This is a genomic window from Mycobacterium sp. (genome assembly GCF_040509115.1).
Taxonomy (GTDB): domain Bacteria; phylum Actinomycetota; class Actinomycetes; order Mycobacteriales; family Mycobacteriaceae; genus Mycobacterium.
Genome location: NZ_JBEVLO010000502.1, coordinates 1 through 23154 on the forward strand (window position 1 = coordinate 1; position 23154 = coordinate 23154).

At 66.5% G+C, this 23154-nt stretch carries 24 protein-coding genes; 8 read left to right on the forward strand and 16 right to left on the reverse strand.

Going from position 1 to position 23154, the window contains the following annotated elements:
* Positions 1–43: 43 nt before the first annotated feature.
* The 3 genes from ABW137_RS33880 to ABW137_RS33890 form a co-directional block, all read right to left on the reverse strand.
* Entirely contained in the window at positions 44–1123 is a 1080-nt protein-coding gene (locus ABW137_RS33880; RefSeq protein ID WP_526407010.1) for a zinc-binding dehydrogenase, read from the reverse strand.
* Positions 1124–1180: 57 nt separating this feature from the next.
* Complete coding sequence (locus ABW137_RS33885; protein WP_526407012.1) at positions 1181–2671, reverse strand: NAD-dependent succinate-semialdehyde dehydrogenase; 1491 nt, start codon at positions 2669–2671, stop codon at positions 1181–1183.
* A gap of 170 nt (positions 2672–2841) precedes the next feature.
* The gene (locus tag ABW137_RS33890; protein ID WP_526407013.1) at positions 2842–3633 is read right to left on the reverse strand and encodes an IclR family transcriptional regulator; all 792 of its coding nucleotides are present in this window, start codon (positions 3631–3633) and stop codon (positions 2842–2844) included.
* A 207-nt stretch (positions 3634–3840) separates the two neighbouring features.
* On the opposite strand from ABW137_RS33890, the gene ABW137_RS33895 reads away from it, so the two are divergent.
* Entirely contained in the window at positions 3841–5196 is a 1356-nt protein-coding gene (locus ABW137_RS33895) for an MFS transporter (protein WP_526407015.1), read from the forward strand.
* 115 nt (positions 5197–5311) lie between these two features.
* On the opposite strand, the gene ABW137_RS33900 is transcribed toward ABW137_RS33895, so the two are convergent.
* From ABW137_RS33900 to ABW137_RS33920, 5 genes are read right to left on the reverse strand one after another with little or no spacing between them, the layout of a single operon-like run.
* Entirely contained in the window at positions 5312–6100 is a 789-nt protein-coding gene (locus ABW137_RS33900) for a DUF2510 domain-containing protein (RefSeq protein ID WP_526407017.1), read from the reverse strand.
* Positions 6078–7235 (reverse strand): hypothetical protein, encoded by a 1158-nt coding sequence (locus ABW137_RS33905; RefSeq protein ID WP_526407019.1) that lies wholly within the window; start codon positions 7233–7235, stop codon positions 6078–6080. Before ABW137_RS33905 ends, ABW137_RS33900 begins: the two co-directional genes overlap by 23 nt.
* Before the next feature lie 55 nt (positions 7236–7290).
* On the reverse strand, positions 7291–7851 hold the full coding sequence (locus tag ABW137_RS33910; RefSeq protein ID WP_526407021.1) for a cytochrome b: 561 nt from the start codon (positions 7849–7851) through the stop codon (positions 7291–7293).
* A complete protein-coding gene (locus tag ABW137_RS33915; RefSeq protein ID WP_526407023.1) occupies positions 7841–8911 on the reverse strand; it encodes a catalase family peroxidase in 1071 nt (356 codons plus the stop codon). Before ABW137_RS33915 ends, ABW137_RS33910 begins: the two co-directional genes overlap by 11 nt.
* Before the next feature lie 34 nt (positions 8912–8945).
* Positions 8946–9155, reverse strand: coding sequence for a hypothetical protein (locus ABW137_RS33920; protein WP_526407025.1), 210 nt, complete (start codon positions 9153–9155; stop codon positions 8946–8948).
* Between the two features lie 137 nt (positions 9156–9292).
* Between ABW137_RS33920 and ABW137_RS33925 the strand changes: the two genes are divergently transcribed.
* Positions 9293–10018, forward strand: coding sequence for a response regulator (locus ABW137_RS33925; RefSeq protein ID WP_526407027.1), 726 nt, complete (start codon positions 9293–9295; stop codon positions 10016–10018).
* The gene (locus ABW137_RS33930; protein WP_526407095.1) at positions 10018–11193 is read left to right on the forward strand and encodes a sensor histidine kinase; all 1176 of its coding nucleotides are present in this window, start codon (positions 10018–10020) and stop codon (positions 11191–11193) included. The genes ABW137_RS33925 and ABW137_RS33930 overlap by 1 nt, the downstream gene beginning before the upstream one ends.
* Before the next feature lie 63 nt (positions 11194–11256).
* On the opposite strand, the gene ABW137_RS33935 is transcribed toward ABW137_RS33930, so the two are convergent.
* Entirely contained in the window at positions 11257–12156 is a 900-nt protein-coding gene (locus ABW137_RS33935) for an alpha/beta fold hydrolase (RefSeq protein WP_526407029.1), read from the reverse strand.
* 147 nt (positions 12157–12303) lie between these two features.
* Between ABW137_RS33935 and ABW137_RS33940 the strand changes: the two genes are divergently transcribed.
* From ABW137_RS33940 to ABW137_RS33950, 3 genes are all read left to right on the forward strand, one after another.
* On the forward strand, positions 12304–13056 hold the full coding sequence (locus tag ABW137_RS33940; protein WP_526407031.1) for an SDR family NAD(P)-dependent oxidoreductase: 753 nt from the start codon (positions 12304–12306) through the stop codon (positions 13054–13056).
* A gap of 159 nt (positions 13057–13215) precedes the next feature.
* Positions 13216–13620, forward strand: coding sequence for a nuclear transport factor 2 family protein (locus ABW137_RS33945; protein ID WP_526407033.1), 405 nt, complete (start codon positions 13216–13218; stop codon positions 13618–13620).
* A gap of 21 nt (positions 13621–13641) precedes the next feature.
* Complete coding sequence (locus ABW137_RS33950) at positions 13642–14334, forward strand: helix-turn-helix transcriptional regulator (protein WP_526407035.1); 693 nt, start codon at positions 13642–13644, stop codon at positions 14332–14334.
* Positions 14335–14368: 34 nt separating this feature from the next.
* On the opposite strand, the gene ABW137_RS33955 is transcribed toward ABW137_RS33950, so the two are convergent.
* The 4 genes from ABW137_RS33955 to ABW137_RS33970 form a co-directional block, all read right to left on the reverse strand.
* Entirely contained in the window at positions 14369–15739 is a 1371-nt protein-coding gene (locus tag ABW137_RS33955; RefSeq protein WP_526407037.1) for an MFS transporter, read from the reverse strand.
* 80 nt (positions 15740–15819) lie between these two features.
* On the reverse strand, positions 15820–16908 hold the full coding sequence (locus ABW137_RS33960; protein ID WP_526407039.1) for a maleylacetate reductase: 1089 nt from the start codon (positions 16906–16908) through the stop codon (positions 15820–15822).
* Positions 16905–17843, reverse strand: coding sequence for a dioxygenase family protein (locus tag ABW137_RS33965; RefSeq protein ID WP_526407041.1), 939 nt, complete (start codon positions 17841–17843; stop codon positions 16905–16907). The genes ABW137_RS33960 and ABW137_RS33965 overlap by 4 nt, the downstream gene beginning before the upstream one ends.
* Positions 17840–18445 (reverse strand): nuclear transport factor 2 family protein, encoded by a 606-nt coding sequence (locus ABW137_RS33970; protein ID WP_526407043.1) that lies wholly within the window; start codon positions 18443–18445, stop codon positions 17840–17842. The genes ABW137_RS33965 and ABW137_RS33970 overlap by 4 nt, the downstream gene beginning before the upstream one ends.
* 344 nt (positions 18446–18789) lie before the next feature.
* Between ABW137_RS33970 and ABW137_RS33975 the strand changes: the two genes are divergently transcribed.
* Positions 18790–19569 (forward strand): sugar phosphate isomerase/epimerase family protein, encoded by a 780-nt coding sequence (locus ABW137_RS33975; RefSeq protein WP_526407045.1) that lies wholly within the window; start codon positions 18790–18792, stop codon positions 19567–19569.
* A 10-nt stretch (positions 19570–19579) separates the two neighbouring features.
* On the opposite strand, the gene ABW137_RS33980 is transcribed toward ABW137_RS33975, so the two are convergent.
* Complete coding sequence (locus tag ABW137_RS33980; RefSeq protein WP_526407047.1) at positions 19580–20335, reverse strand: IclR family transcriptional regulator; 756 nt, start codon at positions 20333–20335, stop codon at positions 19580–19582.
* A gap of 103 nt (positions 20336–20438) precedes the next feature.
* Between ABW137_RS33980 and ABW137_RS33985 the strand changes: the two genes are divergently transcribed.
* Positions 20439–21287: a sugar phosphate isomerase/epimerase family protein gene (locus ABW137_RS33985; protein WP_526407049.1), complete on the forward strand. Its 849-nt coding sequence runs from the start codon at positions 20439–20441 to the stop codon at positions 21285–21287.
* Between the two features lie 33 nt (positions 21288–21320).
* Here ABW137_RS33985 and ABW137_RS33990 read toward each other — a convergent pair whose 3' ends face one another.
* Complete coding sequence (locus ABW137_RS33990) at positions 21321–22232, reverse strand: alpha/beta fold hydrolase (protein ID WP_526407051.1); 912 nt, start codon at positions 22230–22232, stop codon at positions 21321–21323.
* Entirely contained in the window at positions 22187–23035 is an 849-nt protein-coding gene (locus ABW137_RS33995; RefSeq protein ID WP_526407053.1) for a shikimate dehydrogenase family protein, read from the reverse strand. The genes ABW137_RS33990 and ABW137_RS33995 overlap by 46 nt, the downstream gene beginning before the upstream one ends.
* Between the last annotated feature and the right edge of the window lie 119 nt (positions 23036–23154).

Here is a 23154-nt window from a genome sequence, read left to right on the forward strand (position 1 = left end):
GCCCGTCTCGAGTGCGCTGACGGAGATCAGGCCGTGCCATCCGTCACTGCTGCTCGATGATCAGCCCCGCACGGGTCACGGCGCGGTCCCGCGCTGCCTGCAAGGCCTCTTGGACGTCGTTGAGACCGAAGTCAGCGTCGACGAGATCTTCCCACGGGAACTGCGGCGTTGATTCGATGAAGCTCACCGCCTTACCCAGGACCCGGGCCGGGTAACGCATGGATGCCCGGATCTGTGCACCAGAGCGTGTGAAGAATCCCGGGTCGAACGGGGCCGTGCGGCCCGGAGTGATGTTTCCGATCGACACCAGGATGCCGCCCGGGGCAAGGGACCTGCCTGCCTCGGCGAACGCCGTTGGTACCCCGGTCACGTCGATCACGACGTCCGGGCCGCCGCCGGTGGCGTCCTTGATCAGAGCAATGCGCGCCTCGTCGCCGTCGGCGGTGGACAGGTCGATGGCGTGGCGGGCGCCGAACAACTGAGCTTTCGCCAGGCGCCTCGGGTCCATTTCCGCAACGAACACCTCGGCACCCATCTGGCTCGCCACTGCCGAGGCGCACACACCGAGGCCCCCAGCACCGAGCACCATGACCGTCTGGCCGCGACGAATCTCACCGATTTCACACCCTGCATACGCCTGGGAGAGAGCACAATTCGCCGACGAGGCGGCCTTGCTTGAAATCCCTTGCGGCACTTTGTAGACGCTTTGATGGGCGCCCACGCTGTAATGGGTGCCGAACGTGCCGTGGAAGTGTGGTGCCTTGTCAGCGTTCGACGACCAGCCGACATATGCGTTGCGACAGAGGCTTTCCCTGCCCTTGTCGCACTCCGGGCAGCGACGGCACGCCTGGAAGTAGGTGACGACGACGCGGTCCCCTTCATGCAGTGGGCTACCGGCCGAATCGGTCGTGACGTCTACACCGAGCCGTTCGACGCGACCAACGCCTTCGTGTCCGAGTACGCAGCCGGGTCCGATGAGTGGATGGTGACCTGCGACAACGTGCACCTCGGTGCCGCAGACGTTGGCCCGGATCATCCCCAACAACATCTCACCGGGGCCGGGTTCGGGGAGGTCGTACTCGCGCTGCTCGACAACTTCCGGCGCCGTCAGCACCGTCGTCATACCCTTCATTCCTGCGCCACTTCCTCGTAGGTTCTGCGTGAATTGTCAACTGGGCGATCAGGTCAGGATGTTGCCGTCGATGGCGAGGTATTTGATTTCGAGGTATTCGTCGATGCCGACGTGGCCGCCTTCGCGCCCGAGCCCGGAGGCCTTCATGCCCCCGAACGGGGCGCCCGCCTCCGACACCAGGCCACGGTTGACACCGACCATGCCTGCCTCGATGCGAGAGGTTGCGTCCATGGCGCGGGCTAGGTCCCGGGTGTAGACGTAGGCGGCCAGGCCAAACGGCGTGTCGTTGGCCAGGTCGATGGCGTCGTCGTCGGACGCGACGATCGAGACCGTCGCTACCGGGCCGAAGATCTCTTCGCGCATGATCGCTGCCGTCCCAGGAACTCCGGTGAGAACCGTCGGTTCGTAGAAGTAACCGGCCCCGGGCACCGCACGCCCTCCGGCGCGGAGTTGGGCACCCGCTGCGACTGCGTCTTCGACGAGGCGCTGGACACGCTGCCGTTGGCGGTCGTCGATCAGCGGCCCGATGTCGGCGGTGGGATCCATCCCGTCGGCGACCACGAGCGCCCTGGTCCGCTGGACGAGCGTTTCGATGAACTCCTCGGCCACGGCCTCGTGCACGATGAATCGGTTGGCCGCCACGCATGACTGTCCGCCGTTGCGGAACTTCGCGATCATCGCGCCGTCGACGGCGGACGGGACATCGGCGTGCTCGAGGACCAGGAAGGGGCCGTTTCCGCCGAGTTCCATCGACGCGCGCATGACGTTCTTTGCAGCTTGTTCCAGAAGTCGGGACCCCACAGGTGTGGACCCGGTGAAGCTCACCTTCCGTAGCCGAGCGTCACGCATCAGGGCTTCGGACTGCTCTGCCGCGCGGGTCGTGGGGATGAAGTTGACGACGCCGTCGGGGACACCTGCCTCGGCGAGCGTGTCGATCAGGAGCGCCATCGTCAGCGGGGTCTGCGGCGCGGGCTTGACGATGGTGGTGCAACCCGCGGCCAGCGCGGCACCAATCTTGCGTGTTCCCATGGCAAGTGGGAAGTTCCACGGAGTGATGAGCAAGCTCGGACCGACGGGGACACGCGTCGTTGCGATGGTGAAGTCCCCCTTCGGCGACGGGGCGAACTCACCGTTGACGTGCGCGGCCTGCTCGGCGAACCAGCGCAGGAACTCCGCGCCGTAATCGACTTCGCCCAGCGACTGGGCGTATGGCCGGCCCATCTCGGCGGTAATGACCGCCGCGAACTCCTCGCGACGGCGGGTGACGGCGTCGAACGCACTCCGCAGGATCTCCGCGCGGTGACGTGCCGAGGTCCGCCCCCACGTGGCCTGCGCGCTGTGCGCACTGTCGAGCGCCGCGAGCGCATCGCTGATGGTGGCGTCCGCAATGGCGGCGATGGATTCGCCGGAGGACGGGTCGTCGACGTCGAACCGCGAGGTGTCTTCACTGTCTCGCCACCGACCGCCAATGTGCAGACCCGTCATGACACGGATGCCTGCCACCGTCGCTGATCCGTCCACCGAAATTGCTGTGCTCATGGCTCTCCCACTCAGATCGCTCTACTCCAAATAAGGAACAGAAGGTCCATATATGAATAAGACGAGTTTCACATTAGGACCTGCGATGTGTCAAATATTGACCTAACGGCGGACTGGGCCCGGGAGAGCTGGTGCGGCCGTGGCGGGGGTTGCTGCCGCGTGGACGTTCGTCAGCGAGCGGTGGACAGACGCCGCGCAGCCTCGATGACCGCATCGCGGATCTCGGGTAGGCGATCAGCGGGAAGCGTGGATCGCGGAATGCACACCGTGATGGCAGCGACGACCTCGTTGCCACCGCCCCACACCGGCGCGGCCAGGCAGGACAGATTGGACGTCGATTCCTCCGCCTCGGTGGCATAGCCCCGCCGGCGGATCTCCTCCAGCTGGTCCCTGAGTGCGTCCGGATCCGTGATCGTGTTCGCGGTCAGTCGAGGCAGTCCGCCATCGATGACTGTTTGCAGGGCCTGGTCCCCGGCGAAGGCGAGCATCGCCTTGCCGGTCGCACTGGCGTGGGCAGGCAGCGTCCGTCCCACGTAGCTGACCAGACGTACCGGCTGGGTGGAATCGATGCACGCCACAAAGGTGACCTCCCGCCCGGTCAACACGCCCAACTGCGCGGTCTCGTTGAGCGGGCGCAGGAGGGGTGCCGCCTCGGAGTGGAACCGACTGATCAGCAGAGGTGTCTGCGAGACCTTCGCGTAGTCGTCGAACTTCGACCCCAGTCGGTAGCGCTTGTCCCGTTCGCCGCGACGGACGGCGTTGGTCGCCTCGAGTGCTCGCAACAAGCGGAACACGCTCGACTTGGGGAGCCCGACGGCGTCGACGATGTCGGTCATCCGCGGCGGCTCGGGCGCCGCGGTGATCTGGTCCAGGATCTGAAACGCCGCGTAAACGGCGCGTGTGCCGTCCGTCTGCGTGCTGTCTGCGTGACTGCCGTTCGAAACCGCTGCCGAGCGTGCCACGGGTCCTCCTGCTCTTGTCCCCGGACGGGCCGGGCGTGATTCGTGCTTGACATCACACTGTACGTGTGGGTCAATCATCATATGTGGACGTCAGTTTCCACATTTGAAACAGAGCTTAGCGGTTCTTCGCTGAGTCTGAAACATCTCCGAAGCTCCGCTACCCACGGGTGCGGTGTGGATGCGGATCCGAGAAAGGAATCATCGGCAATGACGACAGGCAACGAGGTCCGCGCGGATACCCGCTCGGGCATGGCGAGAATCGCCACCGCAAGCTTCATCGGGTCGGCGATCGAGTACTACGACTTCTTTCTGTTCGGAACCGCGGCGGCGCTGATCTTCGGCGGGCTCTTCTTCCCCGGTGCGGACCCCTTGTCGGGCACCTTGCTGGCCTTCGCCACCTTCGGTGTCGGATTCTTCGCACGTCCCCTGGGCGGGATCATTGCCGGGCACCTGGGTGACCGGATCGGGCGCAAGAAGACCCTAGTGGCAACACTCCTGCTGATGGGAGTCGCGACCACTGCCGTTGGACTCCTTCCGACGTATGGTGCGATCGGCGCTTGGGCCCCCATCGCACTGGTCGCTCTCCGCCTGCTCCAAGGTCTGGGCGTCGGTGGAGAGTGGGGCGGCGCAGCACTACTCGCGGTTGAGCATGCACCACCCGCGCGCCGCGGCTTCTACGGAAGTTGGCCCCAGATGGGAATTCCCGCGGGCCTCCTTCTCGCGTCCGCCGCGTTCGCTCTCGCGAATCTCCTACCCCAAGACGCCTTCATCAGCTGGGGCTGGCGCGTCCCCTTCCTCGCCAGCTCGATCCTGGTCATCATCGGCCTCTACATTCGAGCAAAGATCAGCGAGCCGCCCGCCTTCAAGCAGATCATGGTGGCCAAGGCTCAGGTCAAGAGTCCTCTTCTCGAGGTCCTACGGAAGCACCCGAAGGACATCGCGGTGATCGCAGGGATCCGCTTCGCCGACAACGTCCTCTACTACGTCTTCGCCACCTTCGGCCTGGCGTACATGACCAAGCAGCTGGGCCTTCCCTACGGCGTGGCACTCACCGGCGTACTGGTGGCCTCAGCCACCGAACTGTTCACGATGCCGTACTTCGGCGCGCTATCAGACCGCATCGGGCGCCGTCGCGTCGTCGTCATCGGTACCGTCCTGATGCTGTTGATGGCGTTCCCCTTCTTCTGGCTCGTCGGCACCGGCAATCCATATGCAGTGATCCTCGCCTGTGTCCTTGCGCTCGCCGGCGCTCACTCAATGGTGTTCGCGCCGCTATCGGCCTGGTTCGCAGAGCTCTTCGACGCTGACATTCGCTATACCGGCGTGTCCGTCGGCTACCAGATGGGATCGCTACTTGCCGGCGCGCCCGCCCCGATCCTTGCCACCTACCTGGTCTCAGCTAACGGCGGTGACTACTGGCCCGTATCGGTGATGGTGATCGTCGCGGGCGCGATCACGTTGATCGCCGCATACGCGGCCCAGAATGCCGGCGGGCCTACCAGCGCACGTCAACGATCAACGACATTACGTCCGTTCCTATCTCGCCGGACGTCAGCTCGCTGAAGCTGACGGACCGGGACCTCGTGAGTTCCCTCGACAACGATCACCTACGGGCAGTGGACGTCAGCGATGTGCCGACCACCGACCACCCGGCGCCGCGTTCATGGCGACGCCGGGTTCATCGCGACGCCGCGTCGGCGCGCTGCCGGATCGGGCGCGGAAGACGTTCACTCGCAACCGGATCGGATGTCTCGCGGCGGTTCGTCGCGACCCTGGACGTCCATCGTGTCCCGTTCCACCAGCGGTACTGGTAGCGCCGGGTGGGGTCGGGATACCAGTCGGCGCCGGGTGGCTCCGCGGCGCCGCCGACCGGCCGACTCACCGTTGCGGCGCTGTCGTCGGCCGAAAGCAGTGCAATTCCGCGGCGCAAGCTGACCGCCCCTGGCAGATCGAGGCAACGCTCCCGATGGGCGGCCGATACCCCGTGAATGGTCAGATCACCTGTGACGGTGCAGGTTCCGGACTCGATCGCGACCAGGCGGCCCTGTCGCACGACAGCGGCGACGCCCTCGACGTCGAAGGTGACGCCGATGGCCAACGCGATGTCGGCAACCGATCTGCCGTCGACGTACAACTCGATCGTCGGATGCTGGCTGAAGTCGATTCGATGGGTCGCCAGCACCACGGTCTCCTTCGACGTCGGGAGGGCAAGGGTGCGGCGCGCCGCAGCCCGTAGCGCCTCATAGCGCTTCCACCCTGCGGCGACCGCATCCACCAGACCCGTGGAGAGCAGTTCATTCGTCGCCTTCGCGACCTCGCGCTGGAGCACGTCGGGCATGCCGGGCAGATTCCGCAGCGCACCGGATTGCCGTAGCGATGTCTCGAGCTGGTCGACTGGGTCGCCACCGGCAGCGCCGAAGAGTAGCTCCCGTACGGTTGCCGCCTCACTGAGCGTGGGTGTGGTCATCGAGCACCTCCTGAATGAGTGGAATGCCGGGGTCATAACGGGTTTCGAGCCGAATGGCGTGCGTCGTCTCGCCGTACCCTGGCACCTCGTCGACGGTGACGCGGCCCGATCCGTCAGCGTGTGCGACGACACGAAGGTCAGCGGCCGGTTCCGGATGCGAGTCACGGCGGCGGTACGCGTGACGCGCGATCAGACCCGCTATGACGAGAAGAACGAGTACGAGTAACCAACCCGTGAGATCGACGCGCACCGGTTCGGGCCGGCGAGTGGTGATGACCTCGGTGGTCGGGACGGGGTTGCCGCCGGTCGGTTGGACACTGGACGTGGAGGGAGGGCCGACGGCGGGAGAGGTGGTGACGGGCGGGGTGGTGACGATCGGTGACGACACGACCGGAGAACTGGTGACGGCAGGCTCTGTCACCTCGATGGGCTGGCGGAGGGGTGCCGCCGTGTCGCCCTGGCACTGTGCCACCAGGACGTGCGGGCCGGGCGACATGTCGTCGGGAATCGCGATCGACGCGGTGAACGACGGTGACGGCGCCTCGTCGATCGGCGGACCGCCACCCTCCCAGGACAGCTCCACTGCACCGGACTCGCAGTTGAAGTCCGCTCCAGTGGCCTCTATTCGCGATCCGCGGTCGGCCGTCGTGGGGTTGACTTCCAGAGTCGGTGACACCGTTTGCTCCACGGAGAAGGTCGCGGTACTTGGCTGGAAGCCCTCGCACGAAGCCTCCACGACCTGATCGCCGGTCGCGTCGTCGGGTACGACGTAGGACGCGACGACATCGAGTCCCTGTAACGTGTTCTGCGAGGCCGCTATTGGATTGCCAGCCCAGGTCAGCCGCAACGCCCAGGGAGACACCGATGACTCCGTGGAAGAGGTGCCCTCGGTCTGCAGGCAGGCCCAGTAGCCCGTCGCCCTCATCGACACCTCCGTGCCGGGTGGGCCCTCCTCCGGGGTGAGGGTCAGCGACACCGTCTCGTTGTCGAGCCCCCTGAGGATGGTCGGACCGGTACGGACCGATGGCGTTGCAGGGGTGGTCGGCTCAGGCTCCGCGACTGCAATACCTCCGCCTGCGCACAGCGCGGCGAGCGCGGTGACGAATGTCGCAGCCAGGCGACGTGGAGATGCCATACCCCTAGGTTCGCGCGTTCGCCTGCGCCGGACATGCGTAGTCGGCTACCTGACCTCACCGGCCAACCCGCTTCGGCCAGATGGTCATCCGCCTCAGCAGCCCGTCGCGCAGCCCGACGGTGTGAAAGACCACGGCGCAGATGTGCGCGGTGAACGTCGCGAACAGCAGATAGGCCAGCACGGTGTGCGCGGTGCGCAGCACGGCGTACAGCGCGATACCGTGCGGTGCGATGCCGGGCAGGTGAACGGGGCCGACCAGCGTGACTGGTGAGTCCGCTGCCGACAGCATCGCCCAGCCGACCAGGGGCTGCGCCACCAGCAACGCGTACATCAGGCGCTCCGACCACGTGGACACCTTCCGTTCGAGTGGGCTCATCGTCGCCAGGAACGCAGGCGGGTGATGCCTCAGCCGGTTCACCAGCCGCACGACCGCGAAGATCAGGATGGCGATGCCCAACACCCGGTGAATCGCCAGAAGCAGCGGGTAGTAGCTCAGTGCGGCGATCATCGCGACACCGAGGAAGAATTGACCGATCACCATCGCCGCCATCGACCAGTGCAGCAGCCGCGACACCAGGGTGAACTTGGGCGTCGTCGTGGGGGCCTCACTGGTCACGGTTCACCCGCTCGACATTGACTTCGCTGGGGGACTTGGGTTCTCGGGAGCGGCGCTCGAACGACCTGGCGTAGACCGCCGATCGGGCCCGCGGCAGCGGGTCGTCCGACGGGGCGAGCCCGACAGGTAGCACCAGCGGATCGAAGTTGACGTCGCGCGCGTTGCCCGCGGCCTCGGTGAGCACGCGGTCGATGGTCAGCGTTCCCGCCTCGATCGTGCGGCGTTCGGGAGGCCACGCGAGCGTGGCGTCGTCAGTGGGGTCACCCGGCCCCGCGACCGTCAGCACCAAGCGCCAACTCACCGGGCCGCGATCCACCCGCTCGATGAGGGCGTCGAACAACGCGTCGTCGCCGCCCGGCCCAGCGGCGGCGCCCAACGGATCGACGGGAACGGCGGCCCAGCGGATGGGTACCGAGGTTCCGCCCTGGTTCGTCGCGATGAAGGCGTTGATGCTGCGGAAGGTGCTGTCGGCGAAGCCGGGACTTGGCGGCGAGCCCTTGATGACCTTCATCGCCGCCGCGGTTTCCGGATGACGAGCGAGGAAGGCGGACATGGCCGCCGGATCGGGTTGTCCCGTCGCAGGGTCCGGCTTGGACGCCAGGATGCGTTGGTAGAAGCCCTCGGGCGTGTTGTCGGGAAAGACCGGCAGATTGACCATCGCGGTCCGCCACTGCTGGCCGTCGGGCAGCTCGAACAGGAGTCCCAATCCGCGGACGGTGGCCGGTTTGTCAGCAGCGTCGGGTACGCCGCCGGACAGCGAGAAGCGCGCGGTCACCGGGACGGTGCTGCCGTCGAAGACCGACGCCTTCGACACCTCGACTCCAGCTCCGCTGGGGGTGAAGCTCCCGGTTGCGGCGAGTCCCTTGGCGTGATTGCGGCGAAAGCCGTTGTGCCGTCCGTAAACCTGCTCGAATCCGTCGGTGAACCGCGACGACGTCAGCTTCGGTGCACCAAACCAACCCGACGCTTCGGCCAAGCCACCCGCACCGACCGCCACGACGCCAGTGACGGCGGCCAGGCCCACGAGGGCGTCTCGCCGGTTGATTTGCGGGTTGGACATGTGGCTCCGTTCGTCGACGGTTCGGCAGGTGGGCTCAGAAGGGCAGGTCAATTTGACCGGCCGTGGTGTCGATCTCATCATGGTTCGACGTCTGCAGCCCGACAGACATCTTCACCTGCGGATTGGGGCCGAACGGCACCAGCGGATTGGTGTCGGCGCCGGCCGTCGGCGCGAGAGCGATCGCGGCACCTGCCAACGCCGTGGCCAGTCCCGCGGCGACGCGCTTCGCGGCGGTGATCTTCATGACGGTTCTCCTCGTCGTGGCCCAGTCGCTGCTGGGATGTCCCAACCCTCGCGGTCCAGGACGATGATTGATTGGTGGCTTTCTGAAGATTCGTTAACGATCCGGGCACACGGATCTGGGCCGTGCATCATGGAGGCATGAAAGACCTGACCAGCGCGCCGAGTCTTCGGGCCCTGGTGGTCGACGACGAGGTCCCACTGACCGAGGTCGTTGGCAGTTATCTCAAGCGCGAGGGCTTCGAGGTGCACGCCGCCTACGACGGTCCTCAGGCGCTGGTGCTCGCGAGCAGCGTCGATCCCGACGTGGTCGTTCTCGATGTGGGCCTGCCCGGCATCGACGGCTTCGAAGTCTGCCGCAGGCTGCGAATTTTCTCCGACGCCTACGTGATCATGCTCACCGCCCGGGACACGGAGGTGGACACCGTCGTGGGTCTCAGCGTCGGGGCGGACGACTACATCACCAAGCCGTTCAGCCCCCGTGAGCTGGTCGCCAGGATCCAAGCGATGTTGCGCCGACCGCGCCGTACGCCGCGGCACGAGGCCGCGCGCGACGAGCGCGGCCAAACCCGGAGGATCGGCGCGTTGTGCATCGACGTCGACAGCCGGGAGGTGCGCATCGACGACTCCGAGATCATGCTGACACGAACTGAATTCGACCTTCTCGATGCCCTCACGGCACGACCGGGCAAGGTGCTCGGGAGGCGGCAGCTGATCGAAATCGTGTGGGGCGACACCTGGGTTGGCAGCGACAACATCGTCGACGTGCACGTCGGCCACCTGCGCCGCAAACTCGGCGACGATCCGGCCCAACCGCGGTATGTCACCACCGTCCGAGGCGTGGGGTACCGGATGGGCAGGGGATGATGGTGGCGCGAAAGACCGCTGAGGACAACATGTCTCGCTACGGCATCAGAACACGGCTGCTCGCCGTCAACTCGGTGGTGATCGTGGCGAGCTTCGCGACGGCAACGCTCGTCGCCGCGCTCGTCGGTCCGCCCATGTTCCGGCGACTCATGGACGCGGCGGTGCGTCCGGGCAGCGGGGGAGACCATCCCTATCAACGTGCCTTCGAGAAGGCCACCGCCGCGTCGGTCGGCACCGCCCTGCTGGTCTCCGTCGTCGCCGCGCTGCTGTTGAGCTGGTACCTCAGCAGGCGGGTGTACCACTCGGCCACCGAGCTTGCCCATGCCACCACCGTCATCGCCGACGGGCATTACGACTTCCGGGTGTCCTCAACGGGTTTGGGCAGGGAGTTCGATGAGATCGCCACGGCGTTCAACAGGATGGCGGAACGGCTCGGGCAGGTCGAGCACAGTCGCCGCCAGATGCTCGCCGACCTTGCACACGAGATCAGAACCCCGGTCGCCGTCCTCGAGGCGTACTTGGAGGCGCTGGAGGACGGAGTGAAGACGCTTGACGCCGAGGCCATCGGCGTGCTGCGCGATCAATCCCACCGACTGACGCGATTCAGCGTCGACGTCAACGCATTGTCCGATGCCGAGCACCGCACGGGAACCATCGATGCACGCTGGGTCGCGATCCGGCAGCTGGTGGCCGCTGCCACGACCGCGCTGGAACCCCGATACCGGGCCAAGGACGTGACGCTGGACTGGGCACTGCCGTCCAATCTTCCTGTGCTGTGGGCAGATCCGGTACGTCTCGGGCAGGTACTGACCAACCTGCTCGAGAACGCGCTCCGGCACACACCTGCCGGTGGCTCCGTCGTCATCAGCGCGCGTGCCACCGACGAGGACGTGATCGTCGCAGTGTCGGACACCGGGGACGGCATCCCTCCCGAACATCTGACCAGGTTGTTCGACCGCTTCTACCGCGTCGATGGGGCTCGTGACCGTGGGCATGGCGGCGCAGGCATCGGGCTGGCGATTGCGAAGGCACTCGTCGAGGGCCACGGCGGTACCATCAAGGCCGACAGCGACGGGCCCGGCGCGGGGAGCACCTTCACCTTGTCGCTGCCGCGGCGTTCGCCGCGGGATGCCGAGTCGGCAAGTGCCACAGGCGAGGCATCACTTCGTCACTGAAGCCAACTGAAGCCATCGTCACTGAAGCCATCGTCTCTGAAGCGATCGTCACTGAAGCCATCGTCACTGACGCGACCTAGTGCTCGCGCCGGACGCAGCCGTGCCACTCAGGAACGAGGCGACGGCGCGTAGGGACTCCGCGGGTGCCTCTTCGGGGACGTAGTGCCCGCCCGGCACCGCATGCCCCGTGACCATGGTTGGGTCGTCGTGGTGTTCACCCCAGATCCGCACGACGTCATCCTTCGCGAGGCCACCGTCGGCCCCCCACAGCACCAGAAGCGGGGCGGAGAGGCGAAGGCCCCTGGCATGATCGCGCTGATCGCGCTCCAGGTCGACGGTGAAACCGCTGCCGTAGTCCTCCATCGAGGCCCGCAGGTGGGCAGGCTCGCTGTAGGCCTCCACGTAGGTGGCGAACGTCTGTTCGTCGACGGCGCCGCTGTCGAGTACTGCGGCGAAGAAGTGGCGTAGGTAGGTCTCCACGTTGCCGGAGATCAGCTCGGTGGCCAGCGCGGTGTTGCGATGAAAGAACCAGTGCCACATCGCACTTGCCGAGTCACGGTCGAAGGATTCCATGACGACCCTGGTCGGCAGGATGTCGAGAAGCACCAGCGCCGATACCTCGGACGGTCGGTCCAACGCCCAACGGTGCGCGACCCTGGCGCCACGATCGTGGCCGATGACGATTGCCGATTCGTGACCGAGATGGGCGATGAGAGCGGACAGATCCGATGCGGTCGCACGTTTGTCGTAGCCGGTGTCGGCGAGCCCGGACGCCCCGTAGCCGCGCAGGTCGGGTGCGACGACCGTGTGTCGTTCGCTCAGTGGCCCCATGACGTGCCGCCAGCAGGCGCTCGTTTGAGGCCAGCCGTGCACCAGCACGACGAGTTCGGGCCCGTCGCCCGCGATTTGATAGGCGAGCTCGACCTCGTCGAGCCGGATGAATTGCATGGTCTCAGCAGGCATCTTCCCTCGCATTGGTGGCCCCTAGTCCCAGGTTGCGGTCGACCGTGCACGCTGCGCAACGCCATGTTGCCACTGAGTGGAGGTCGATGTACGTGACTCGTGGCCCACCGGCCCTACCGTAGGGCAATCAGGAAAGGGAGTCCGATCATGCGGTTGGCCGGTAAGACAGCGTTGATCAGCGGTGCGGCGAATGGCATGGGCCGCGCCACCGCTCGCACGTTCAGTCGGGAAGGGGCGGTCGTGATCCTCGCAGACATCGACGACGAATCCGGTTGCCGCGCCGCCGAAGAGATCAACGAGGCCGGCGGCACGGCGCGCTACCTGCATCTCGACGTCACGGATGAAGGTTCCTGGCGCTTCGCCGTCGACGACGTCCTGGCACACCACGGCCGCCTCGACGTACTGGTCAACAACGCGGGCATCAGCGGCACGTTCAATCCGGATCTCGCCAGCACCGACTTCTACGACCAGCTGATGGCCGTCAACGCCCGCAGCGTGTTCCTGGGTATCAAGCACGGCGCCGCGGCCATGAAGGCCGCGGGTCGCGGATCGATCGTCAACATGTCGTCGATCTCCGCGAACATCGGCCAGTACGGAATCCACCTCGGCTACGGGGCGTCCAAGGCCGCCGTCAAGTCGATGACCGTGACAGGCGCAGTTCATTACGCCGCCGACGGGATTCGGGTCAACGCGGTCGCCCCGGGCATGCTGCCGCCGATGCAGACGTCCCGCGGATCGGCGGACCCGGTGTGGCGCGCCAAGCAGATAGACGGTGTCCCCATGAAGCGGCCCGGCGAGGTTCAGGAGGTCGCGGACGTGGTGCTGTTCCTCGCCAGCGACGAATCGACGTATGTCACCGGGGTCGAGATCCTGGTCGACGGTGGGCTGACCGCCGTCTGACCTACTGCCACTCAGCAGCAGTCCGTCCTGGCGGCGCCGGTCGCCGACCCCCGGCAACGCGCCCGTCGGCGGGGAACTCTCCCAGCGCTGCGCGGTGCCCTCGATGTGGCACACGAACACCGACATACCGTTGTCGCGACCGTGTCCGAGGCTGATGTCATGAACGAAAACGCGAACGTGATGGAGACGGACTCGGCTGCTGCGGACGCGGCACTCGCAGTGTGGTTGGAGATGTGGAACACCAACGGTGAGATCGCGCGTCGGATCTGCAGTGAGGACTTCCGGATTCACTTCCTGATTTCCGAGGCGGACGGGTCGAACCCGGGCGACGACGTGCTGGGCGCGGACAGTTTCACCCGATTCCTGGCTCGGTATCGCGAGCTGCATCCGGATGTGGTGTTCACCGAGATCTCGCGGGCCGTGGACGGCGCGCACGGGCGGATGCTGTGGAACGTGCAGGACGGGGAGCTTGCTGCGGGCGGGATCGACGTCTTCGACTTCACCGACGATGGGCTGATTCGGGAGGTGTGGTCGACGACCGGGACCCGCGCGCACCTCACCTGAGAGCGGGGGACACTCAAGTCCATGAAGAGAGCCGAGCGGTTGTACGCCCTGGTCGATGTGCTGCGGGCAGCACGCCGGCCGTTGTCGGCCGCTCGGCTCTCGGAGGAGTTCGCGGTGTCGAAGCGCACGATCGAGCGGGACGTCCAGTCGTTGCAGCTCGCGGGGGTCCCGATCTATGCCGACCACGGGGTGTCGGGCGGGTATTCGATCCTTCGGGAACACTCCCTGCCACCGCTGAATCTCACGGTGCCGGAATCGCTCGCGGTGCTCGCTGGGCTTGGTCTGCTGGAGACCTCACCGTATGGTGCGGCGGCGCGTCGGGCGCGAGCGAAGGTCCTCGCGATCAGCCGCGAGGATCAGCTTGCGCCGGTCGATGAGGCGTTGGCGTCGATGTTCGTCATCGACTCCCCGTCGCCGTCCGAGGCGGCGACCTCGCTGATTCCCGAGGCGATCGCCGCGCGCCGGGTAATGCGGTTGACCTACATCTCCGAGCACGGCGAGACCCAGACCACCCGCGATGTGGAGGCGATGGGTCTGCTGCGCGGGGGTGATGCATGGTTGTTCGTGGGCTGGTGTCGGCTGCGTGAAGGCATCCGCGGATTTCAACTCGACCGCATCCGGCGCCTGGAGATGACCGGAGAGGTGTTTCCCGAACGCGATCCTGCTGTGCTGGACGCGGATCTGTCGCGGTGGCGCACTCGGCGGCTCGGCTGACGGCCCCGGGCCTGCTGGCAGACATCGCGTTTGGCTACGAGGCCTTCGGTGCGACCGCGTCGGGGTGGGGCTCGGATGCGCGTTCCGCGCTCGGCGCCCGCATCGCCTTGACGACGACCGCGGCGATCGACACCGCTGCGGGGATCAACAGGGCCAGGAACACCTGGCGGTAGTTCATCCCGAGTGCGACGAGTGCCGTGCCCGCCCCTGCGCCCGCGATGGCGCCGAACCGGGCCACGCCGGTGGCCCAACTCGTCCCGGTGGCGCGGATTGCGGTGGGATAGAACGATGCCGACAGGATCGGGAATCCGGTGGCCACCGAGTTGGTGAACATCCCGAGCACGAAGACGAGGCAGCCGATGACGACCACTTCCTGCGGCGCGATTGCGATCAGTACGAGCATGATTGCCGCGCAACCCATCCCGGTGGCCACCACCCGGTGCAAGCCGAAGCGGTCCATCAACCAGCCGATGGCGATGTTGCCGACGGTACCGCCCAGCTGAAGCAGCAGGCCAATGGTTGCCGCAGCAGCCAGGGAGAACCCGACGTCGGTCATGAGGATCGGCAGCCAGCTGTTCATCAAGTACACGATGAAGAAGGCCGCCACGAACCCGACCCAGATCGTCACCGTGCCGATGCGGAATCGCCGGACCATCAACGCGGCCACGGTGAGCTTGGTGCCGGCGCTGGGTTCGTCGAGGCAGAACCGGGTCTCGGCAGGAAAGTGCTCGGGCACCATGGAGGTCATCAACGAGTTCAGCTCGCGTTGACGATTGTCGTTGCGCGCGAGGAACTTCGGCGACTCCGGCAGTGCGACGGTCACCACGGCGGCGTACGCGAGCGGCAGGACGCCACCCACCACCAGAGCCCAGTGCCAGCTGGCGATCTGCACCATCACGCTGGTCAAGTAACCGGCCACTGCGCTGCCGAACGTCATGCCGCAGTAGGTGATCGCCATCATCGCGCTTCGCCGCCGCGTGGGCGCGAACTCGCTGACCAACGTCGCCGCATTCGGCATCGCGGCGCCGAGCCCGAGACCCGTCAGAAGGCGCAGGATGGAAAACGACAGGACGCCGGTGGCCAGCGCTGTCGCCGCGCTCATCACCCCGAAGGTGATCAGCGCCCCGATGATGACCTTGCGTCGTCCGAAGCGGTCCGCCAGCGGTCCGGCCACCAATGAGCCGATGGCCAGACCGAACAAACCGCTGGTGACGATCGGGCCCAGCTGTGCCTTGGTAAGCCCCCAGTCCGTGATCAGAGACGGAGCGATGAAGGCGACGAGGGCGACGTCGAGCCCGTCGAGCACCAGCACGCCGAAGCAGAGTCCAAGGACCCGCCGTTGCAGACGTCCTACTCGATGACGGTCGATCACACTCTGCAGATCGACCGGTTCTCCTGGGTTCACGATGTCCTCCTTTGGACAGCTTGAATCACGGCTCCGAGATTCAGGTTGAGTTGAAACGCGGTCCGCCGGGTGGCGGCCGGTCAGTTCAGATGAGAGTGCTGGCGGATCGGCCGCGGCGGCGATCCGGCCGTGGCGTCAGCCAGTAGAATCTGCAAGGCGGCGGCAGTGACCGGGGTGGGGTTCGCGTACGGGGCCGACGTCGCCTGATCGATCACGGTCGCCACCCCGTCCGGTGGCATCCCGAGCGCGGCGAGGGACATCTGTGCGCCCAGATCCTGCGTGAGGTGAAACAGGTGGGCGGCCGGATCGTCGGCGCCGAACGCGCTCCGCAGTTGCTTCTCCGCGTCGGGTGCGGCAGCGAGGTTGAGTCGCAGCACGTGTGGCAGCACTGCCGCGTGGGTTTCGGCGTGCGGCAGGTTGAACGTGCCGCCGAGGACGTGGCACAGCTGGTGGTGCAGCGACATCGTCGTCGCACCGAGTGCCATGCCGGCGAGCCACGACCCGTACAGCAGTTCGGTGCGTGCGGGGACGTCACGAGGAGCGGTGGCGACGAGAGGAAGGGCGGCGACGATCGCGCGTGCGGACTCCGCCGCGATGAGGTCGGTGATCGGTGAGCGGTCGGGGGCGTACATCGATTCGGCGGCGTGCGCCAACGCGTTGATGGCACTGGTCACCGATCGGCTCGTCGGCAGGCTGAGCGTGAGCTCCGGGTCGTAGATGACCGTCGCGGGAAGGACCGTGACGTCACGGCCGGTGCGCTTGCGGCCACCGTCGGTGATGCCCCAGATGGGAGTCATCTCCGAGCCGGCGTAGGTGGTCGGGACGGCGATGAGCGGAATGCCCGTGTCCTTGGCGACGGCCTTGCCCAACCCGATCGCCGAACCCCCGCCGATCGCAATGCATCCGTCGGCGTGAAGCGCCTCGGCCCGGCTCACGGCATCGGCCGCGACCCGCGCGGGTACGTGCATGGTGGCGTGCGCGTAGACGTCCACCAGCGCGGCACCAAGCGGCCTAGCCACGTCGGCGGCGAGCTCCGCGTTTCCGGGGGTACACACGACGAGTAGTCGACGCAGGCCCAAGCGGTCGGTTTCGGTTGCCAGCCGGGCACGGGCACCAGGCGCGAAGATCACCCGGCCGCCGAGGCCCTGGTGGACGAAGTCGTAGCTCATGGTCGGGCCTGCCGGTCATGACGATCGAGGACGACGTCGAACTGCAGCAGGCGGAACGGGTTCGGCGCCTCGTAGTGTGCGGCAAGGGCGGCGTCGTCGACGACGGTCACGGGTCGGATCAGCGACTCCTTGACGCCGAACACCGTGTCCGAGTCGAGGTACGGGCTGCCTTCGACGAATACGTGTGTCGTGAGTGGGGCGTGGTCGGCTGCCGTGGCGATGACGTGGATGTGTGCGGGGCGATTGGGGTGCCGTTTCGTCGCCGCGAGCAGGGCACCCACCGGTCCGTCGTCGGGGATCGGGTAGTAGCGGGGCACCACGGTGCGCAACCAGAACCGCCCGTCGTCGTCGGCGGTGAACAGGCCGCGCAGGTTGCGCTCGGGTTGGACGTCGGGTTGTTGGACGTCGTAGTACCCGGCTCCGTTCGCCTGCCAGACGTCGACCTGCGCGCCGGGCAGCGGCGTTCCATCCGCCGAGAGGACCTGGCCGGCGAAGACGCAGGGCAGACCGTTGTGATCGAGGGAGATGTCGGAGCCGAGTCGACGCGGCGGCGACTCGACCATGTGGAAGGGACCCAGCACGGTGGTCTCGGTGGCCGTGGCCGATCGTCGGTTGTTGACCGCGTCGACGAGCATGGAGACGCCGAGCACGTCGCTCAGGAGAACGAATTCCTGTCGGGTGTCGTCACATTGGTGGCCCACCGCCGTGAGGAAGTCGATCGCCCGTTGCCACTCGGCGTAAGTGGGTTCGACGTCCTTCACGAAACCGTGCAGATACTCGACGAGACTGGACAGTACCGTCTTCAGCCGCTCGTCGGGGGTGTCTCGAAGGCTGTCCACGACGATCGGTGCGGAATTCAGCTCGGTGAATCCACCGTAAGCACCGGGAGCACCGGGAGCACTGAAGCCACTGGAAGCGCTGTGCACCTTGGTCATAGCGGATCGCCCGGGGTATCGGCGCCCGCCAACCACTTCGCGCCTTCGTCGTATAGGCGTTGTACGGCAGGGCCGGTCAAACCGGGAAGGCCGTTCTTGACGGTGAAGCCCGCCTTGGTCTGCACGTAGCCGAGATACCGGTAGCCGCTGGGAAATTCGCCGAGCAACGTCGGATCGAGGGTCAGCCGGTCAGACGGATCGATGACGTCGAGTCGGTCCTTCTCGTAGATCGGCTGGCGGCGGACGATGGTCCAGTTTCCGTCGAAGGCGAGGAAGTCGTAGAACCGTCCCGTGCAGGTGACGTCGACGGCGACGCCGTCGACGGTGGCGCGTTGACTGATGGTCATCTTCGTCTGCGCGATGGCACGGTCCTCGTCGACGTCGGCCGAATGGCCACCGAGGAAGTGCAGGATCGACACCCCCGACTCGAAGCCCTGGCGACTGGTCTCGATGAAGTCGGTTGCGGGACCTTGAAACCACGTCGCGCTCATCCACCCGTCCGTGGGATGCCACACGGTGGCGAAGCGCTCCCAGTCCCCGGAGTCGCGCCATACCGCCCAGTTCTCCACCAACTCGCGGATGGCAGTCTTGTCGTCGCCCACGTTCCGCACAGTGACCTCCGTCCAACGCGCGTGCCAGGGTGGCTCGCACCACTTCATGTGTGATGAAGCTTGGAGCGGAGGCGGGCTCGCGACCAGTAACCGCTGCCACTCAGTGGCAACCGCTACCACTGCCGCTCAGTGGCAACTATCCCGCTGCCGCTTGGTGGCAACTACCACCGCTGCCGCTCAGTGGCGAATGTTTGGAGTCATCCACGTCAACGGCTTCTACAGTCGACCGAGGAGGTTCGCGTTTCACGGAGCCCATTCGCCGTCACACGAGAGGTGTTGCCTGACCCATGCGGGAACATACTGCGGCAGGACCACTTTCGCTTCATCATCTGACGATGCTGAATGCGACCCCGTTCGAGCTGGTCGACGCGGCCGCGGCGGGTGGATTCGACATGTGCGGCGTCCGGATCGTCGCGCCCGACCCGGATCAGTCGGTCTTCGATCTGGTCAACGATCACGCGATGCGACGACGTTTCGCCGACTACCTCGTCGACAGTGGCGTACGACTCCTCGACGTCGAGGCGGTGTGGATCCGGGAGAACACCGACGTCGCGACACTGGCGCCTGCCCTGGATGCCGCTGCCGACCTGGGGTCGCAGTACGTGTTGACGGTGGGCTACGACTTTCACCGCCCCCGCCTCGTCGACACCCTTGGTCGCCTGGCGGATGCGGCGGCGGACCGTGGGCTGCTGATGCCCGTCGAGTTCATCACCTACTCGGCCATCACCAGCCTCGCCGACGTCGTTGACGTGACGGCCGCCGTCGACCGCGACAACCTGCGGATCCTCGTCGACTTCCTGCAGTTCTTTCGCGCCGGAGCGGAGTGGGACGTACTTGCCGGCATTGCCGAGGCGAAGTTGCCCTATGCGCAGATCTGCGACGGCCCGCTCGCGTCTCCAACGACGGTCGATGCATTGCGCCACGAGGCACGATCGGCGCGGCTGATCCCGGGCGAGGGCGACCTCGACCTCCACCGTCTGATCGCCACGCTCCCCTCCGACATCCCCCTGTCGATCGAGACACCCAACCTCGACTTGGCGCGGCTGCCGTTCGACGAGGCGGCTCGGATTCTGCGTGAGGCGACCCTTCGCCTGCTGGAGCCGAGCCCGGCGTGACCACCTCGGTTCAATCCGGGACGCACATCCGCGAAATACTCAGCGCCGCAGTCTGTACGGCTGGCCCGAGGCGCTTCAGCTGCTTCGTCGAGTGGGCGACGATCCCGAGTGCGCCCATCAGGACGCCGCCGTTGGCGATGATCGGCGCCGCCGCGGAGACCACCCCGAGCGTCATCTCCTCCTGCGAGTAGGCCACTCCGGTGCGGCGCACCTCCCGGAGAGTGTTGGCAAGCCGACCCGGCTCGGTGATCGTGTACTTCGTCTGCCGCGTCAAACCGCGGTTGGCCACTTCGACGTACAGCTCGCGAGGTGAATTCGCCAAGAGACACTTGCCAACTGCCGTCGCATGTAGCGGCAGCCGTCCCCCGACTGCGGTGCGGTTGGCCACGGCGGCGACGGCCGCGATCTTCTCGATGCACAAGGCTTCATGGCCATCGAGAACCACGAGTTGAACGTTCTCCGCGGTGGCGGTGTAGAGATCGTGCATCAGGGGCAGCGCCGCCTCCCTGAGTCCACGCTGCTGCGGAGCCAGGGAGCCGATCGTCCACAAGCGGACGCCGACGCGGTAGCGATTGTCGACGAGTCGTTCCAGCCCACCCCATTCCGTCAACTCGAGAAGGAGGCGACGAGTGGTGCTCAGCGGCAGATCCGCCTTGGCCGCGATCTCGGTCATCGTCAACTCGGGGGTGGCGACGTCGAAACAAGCGAGCACCGAGAGCAGCCGGCTCGACACGCTGGCGCCCGGCGTCCCCACGTTCCCCGACATCGCTCACCTCGCACATCCCGTCTCGTCAAAACTACCCTCCGAAGTGCCACTGGATAGCAGTCGTTCGTCGACTTGCCCGCACCGGCGCTCTACCGTTTCCGTCATGGACGACAGCCCCGCACGACAGACCGCTCACCTGGCGATGGGCGCCATTTGCTTCCGGGATCGCCCGTTCCCGGAGATCCTCGCCGCCGCGGCGGCGAGCGGATTCACCGGCATCGGTCTCACCGTCGGTCAGTGCATCTCGGCGCTCGAGCGCGGCATCGGCCTCGACGAGATCGGCACCCGCGTCGCGGAGGCAGGCCTGCGCGTGGCCGAACTCGAACTCATCCGGCTCGGCGACGACGGTCCGGTCCGTCACGCCAACGCCCTGGTCGAGGATCTCTGCGATGCGCTTCGGCCCGATCGGGTGCACGTGGCAGCCTTCGAGGGGGAGCTACCGCGCATCTTGGACCAGTTCGCAGCGGTCTGCGGCAGTCTCGGCGACGTACCGGTCGCCTTCGAGTTCATGCCGTACAGCCGAGTCCAAACCTTGTCGCAGGCAGTGGATCTGGCCGAACGCACCGGCACCCCGAATGCGAAGGTGGTTCTCGACGTCGTGCACTTCTTCCGGTCCGGTGGTGACCCCTCGGAACTGACGGCGCGCCAAATGGATTGGGTGGCCGGTGTGCAACTGTCCGACGTTGCGGTTCGTCCGGGTGTGCCGCTCGCCCGGGAGGCCCGTCACCTCCGTACCTATCCGGGTCGAGGCACGCTGGACATCGTCGGCTTTCTCCGCGGCGTCGCCAAGGTGGCCGAAACCCTGCCCCCGGTGTCGATCGAGCCCATCTCCGATGCGCTGGAACTACTTCCGTTGCCAGTGGTGGCCGAGGAGATCATGTGCTCCACGCTCGGAACGCTCGCGGCGGCGGGCTGGGTGACCGGGGACCGCAGCTTCACGCACGCGACCTGACGCCGACTCCGGGTACGAGCTCGGCCGGTGCCCTCACACGCCGTGGAGGAACCTTCGCAGGATCGCCGCGAGTTCGGCGGGGTTCTCCTCGGCTGGGTAGTGGCCCGCCCGCGGCACGACCGCGTCGCTGACGTTCGAGGCAACCTTCTTCATGGTGGCGATGCTGTGACCGGCTTGCCCTCGCTCACCCTCGACCGCCAACACGGGCATCGACAGCTTGGTTTGACCGAGCTTCACATTGTCGGTTCTGTCCTGCGGGAGGGCCCGATAGTGGGCGAAGGAACCCCGAAGCCCACCGGGCTGCGCCAACGAATGCTCGTACTGGTCGAGGGCGTCCGCCTCGATCGACGTCGGATCGACGACGCCAACGGTGGTGCGGCGCATCCAGTAGTCGATCAGAAGACGCTCACGCCCGCGGACCAATTCCTCGGAGATGTCGCCTGCCATGTTGAACCCGAAATGCCAACTGCCGCCGTTGGCTACGTCCATGAGTTCCTCCTGACCGAAGGCCGGGAGGCTGCCTTCGATGAAGGTCATGGACCGGACGTCGTCGGGCCATTGGGCGGCATGTGCGTACGCCACGGCCGCACCGACGTCGTGTCCGACCACGTGTACGGAGGACAGGTCGAGTGCCTCGACGAGACGGCGGACGTCGTGGGCCACCGACTTCTTGTCGTAGCCACCGGCCGGCTTCGACGTGTCACCGAATCCTCGCAGGTCCGGTGCGATCACGTCGAACTCGTTGGCCAGCAACGGAATGACCTTCCGCCACGCGTACCAGGTTTGCGGCCACCCGTGCAGCAGTACGAGTGGATCCCCACTGCCGGCCCGGACGTAGTGCATCTTCAGGTCGGAGAAGTACATGCTGTCGTGGATCAGAGGGGCGGGCTCGTTCGACATCACGACGGCCGACCCGCGCCGTCGTTCGACACTCCGACGGTCCACTCGTCGGGAGCGTAGCCAAAGAAACTGGCCTGCAACGGTATTTGTCCCATCGTCATCCGTAGGCCCTGCTGAACCTGGCAACCCCGCGCCGATGCCTCTTCGATCAGCCGAGTCACGGCGGGCTTGGTCACGACGTCGGCCACTGCGACTTCGCGGGTGACGCCGTCCAGGTCAATGGGAAGTGGGTCGGAGGGACGCATGCCCGCGGGACTGGCATTGACGACCAGATCGTAGCCCCGCGCTACCGGAGGAACCGCCCGCGAAGCTGTACCGGCGGCGACCAATCGTTCGGCAAGGGCCCCTGCGCGGGAGGAGTCGACGTCGGCGACGTCGACCTCGGTTGCGCCGCCGTCCGCCAGCGCGAACGCGATCGCCGCGCCGGCTCCTCCGGAGCCCACGACCAGCGTCCGCTGGCCTCGGACCGGGCGAATTCCATCCTCGAATGCGCGAACGAAACCATTGCCGTCCAACATGTCTCCCAACCAGCCACCGTCGTCGTCCTTGCGGATCGAGTTGACTGCGCCGATGCGTCGGGCGCGGTCGGTGACGTGGTCGACCAGCGAGAGTGCCGCGACCTTGTGGGGCACCGTGACGATCAGTCCGTCGAGGTTGCCGACCTCGCGTAGCCCACGGAGAAACTCCCTCAATCCCGATGGCAGGACGTGCAAGGCGAGGCAGATGGCGTCCAAACCGTTGCTGCGGAAGAGATCCGTCCACAGCGAGGGTGCGAGTACTTGATCGACCGGGTGCCCCACGATGGCCAGCAGGTGGGTCGAACCGGTGGGAAGAACGCCGCGCGTCATACACCTTCTCCATTGCGCCGATGAGAGAGTTCGGGGCCGTCCGCGACTCCAGCTCGATGTTCCAGCGCAGGCTGGCGGCGCGCCATCGTTGGGTGCCACTGGATGGCACCGCCACGCGG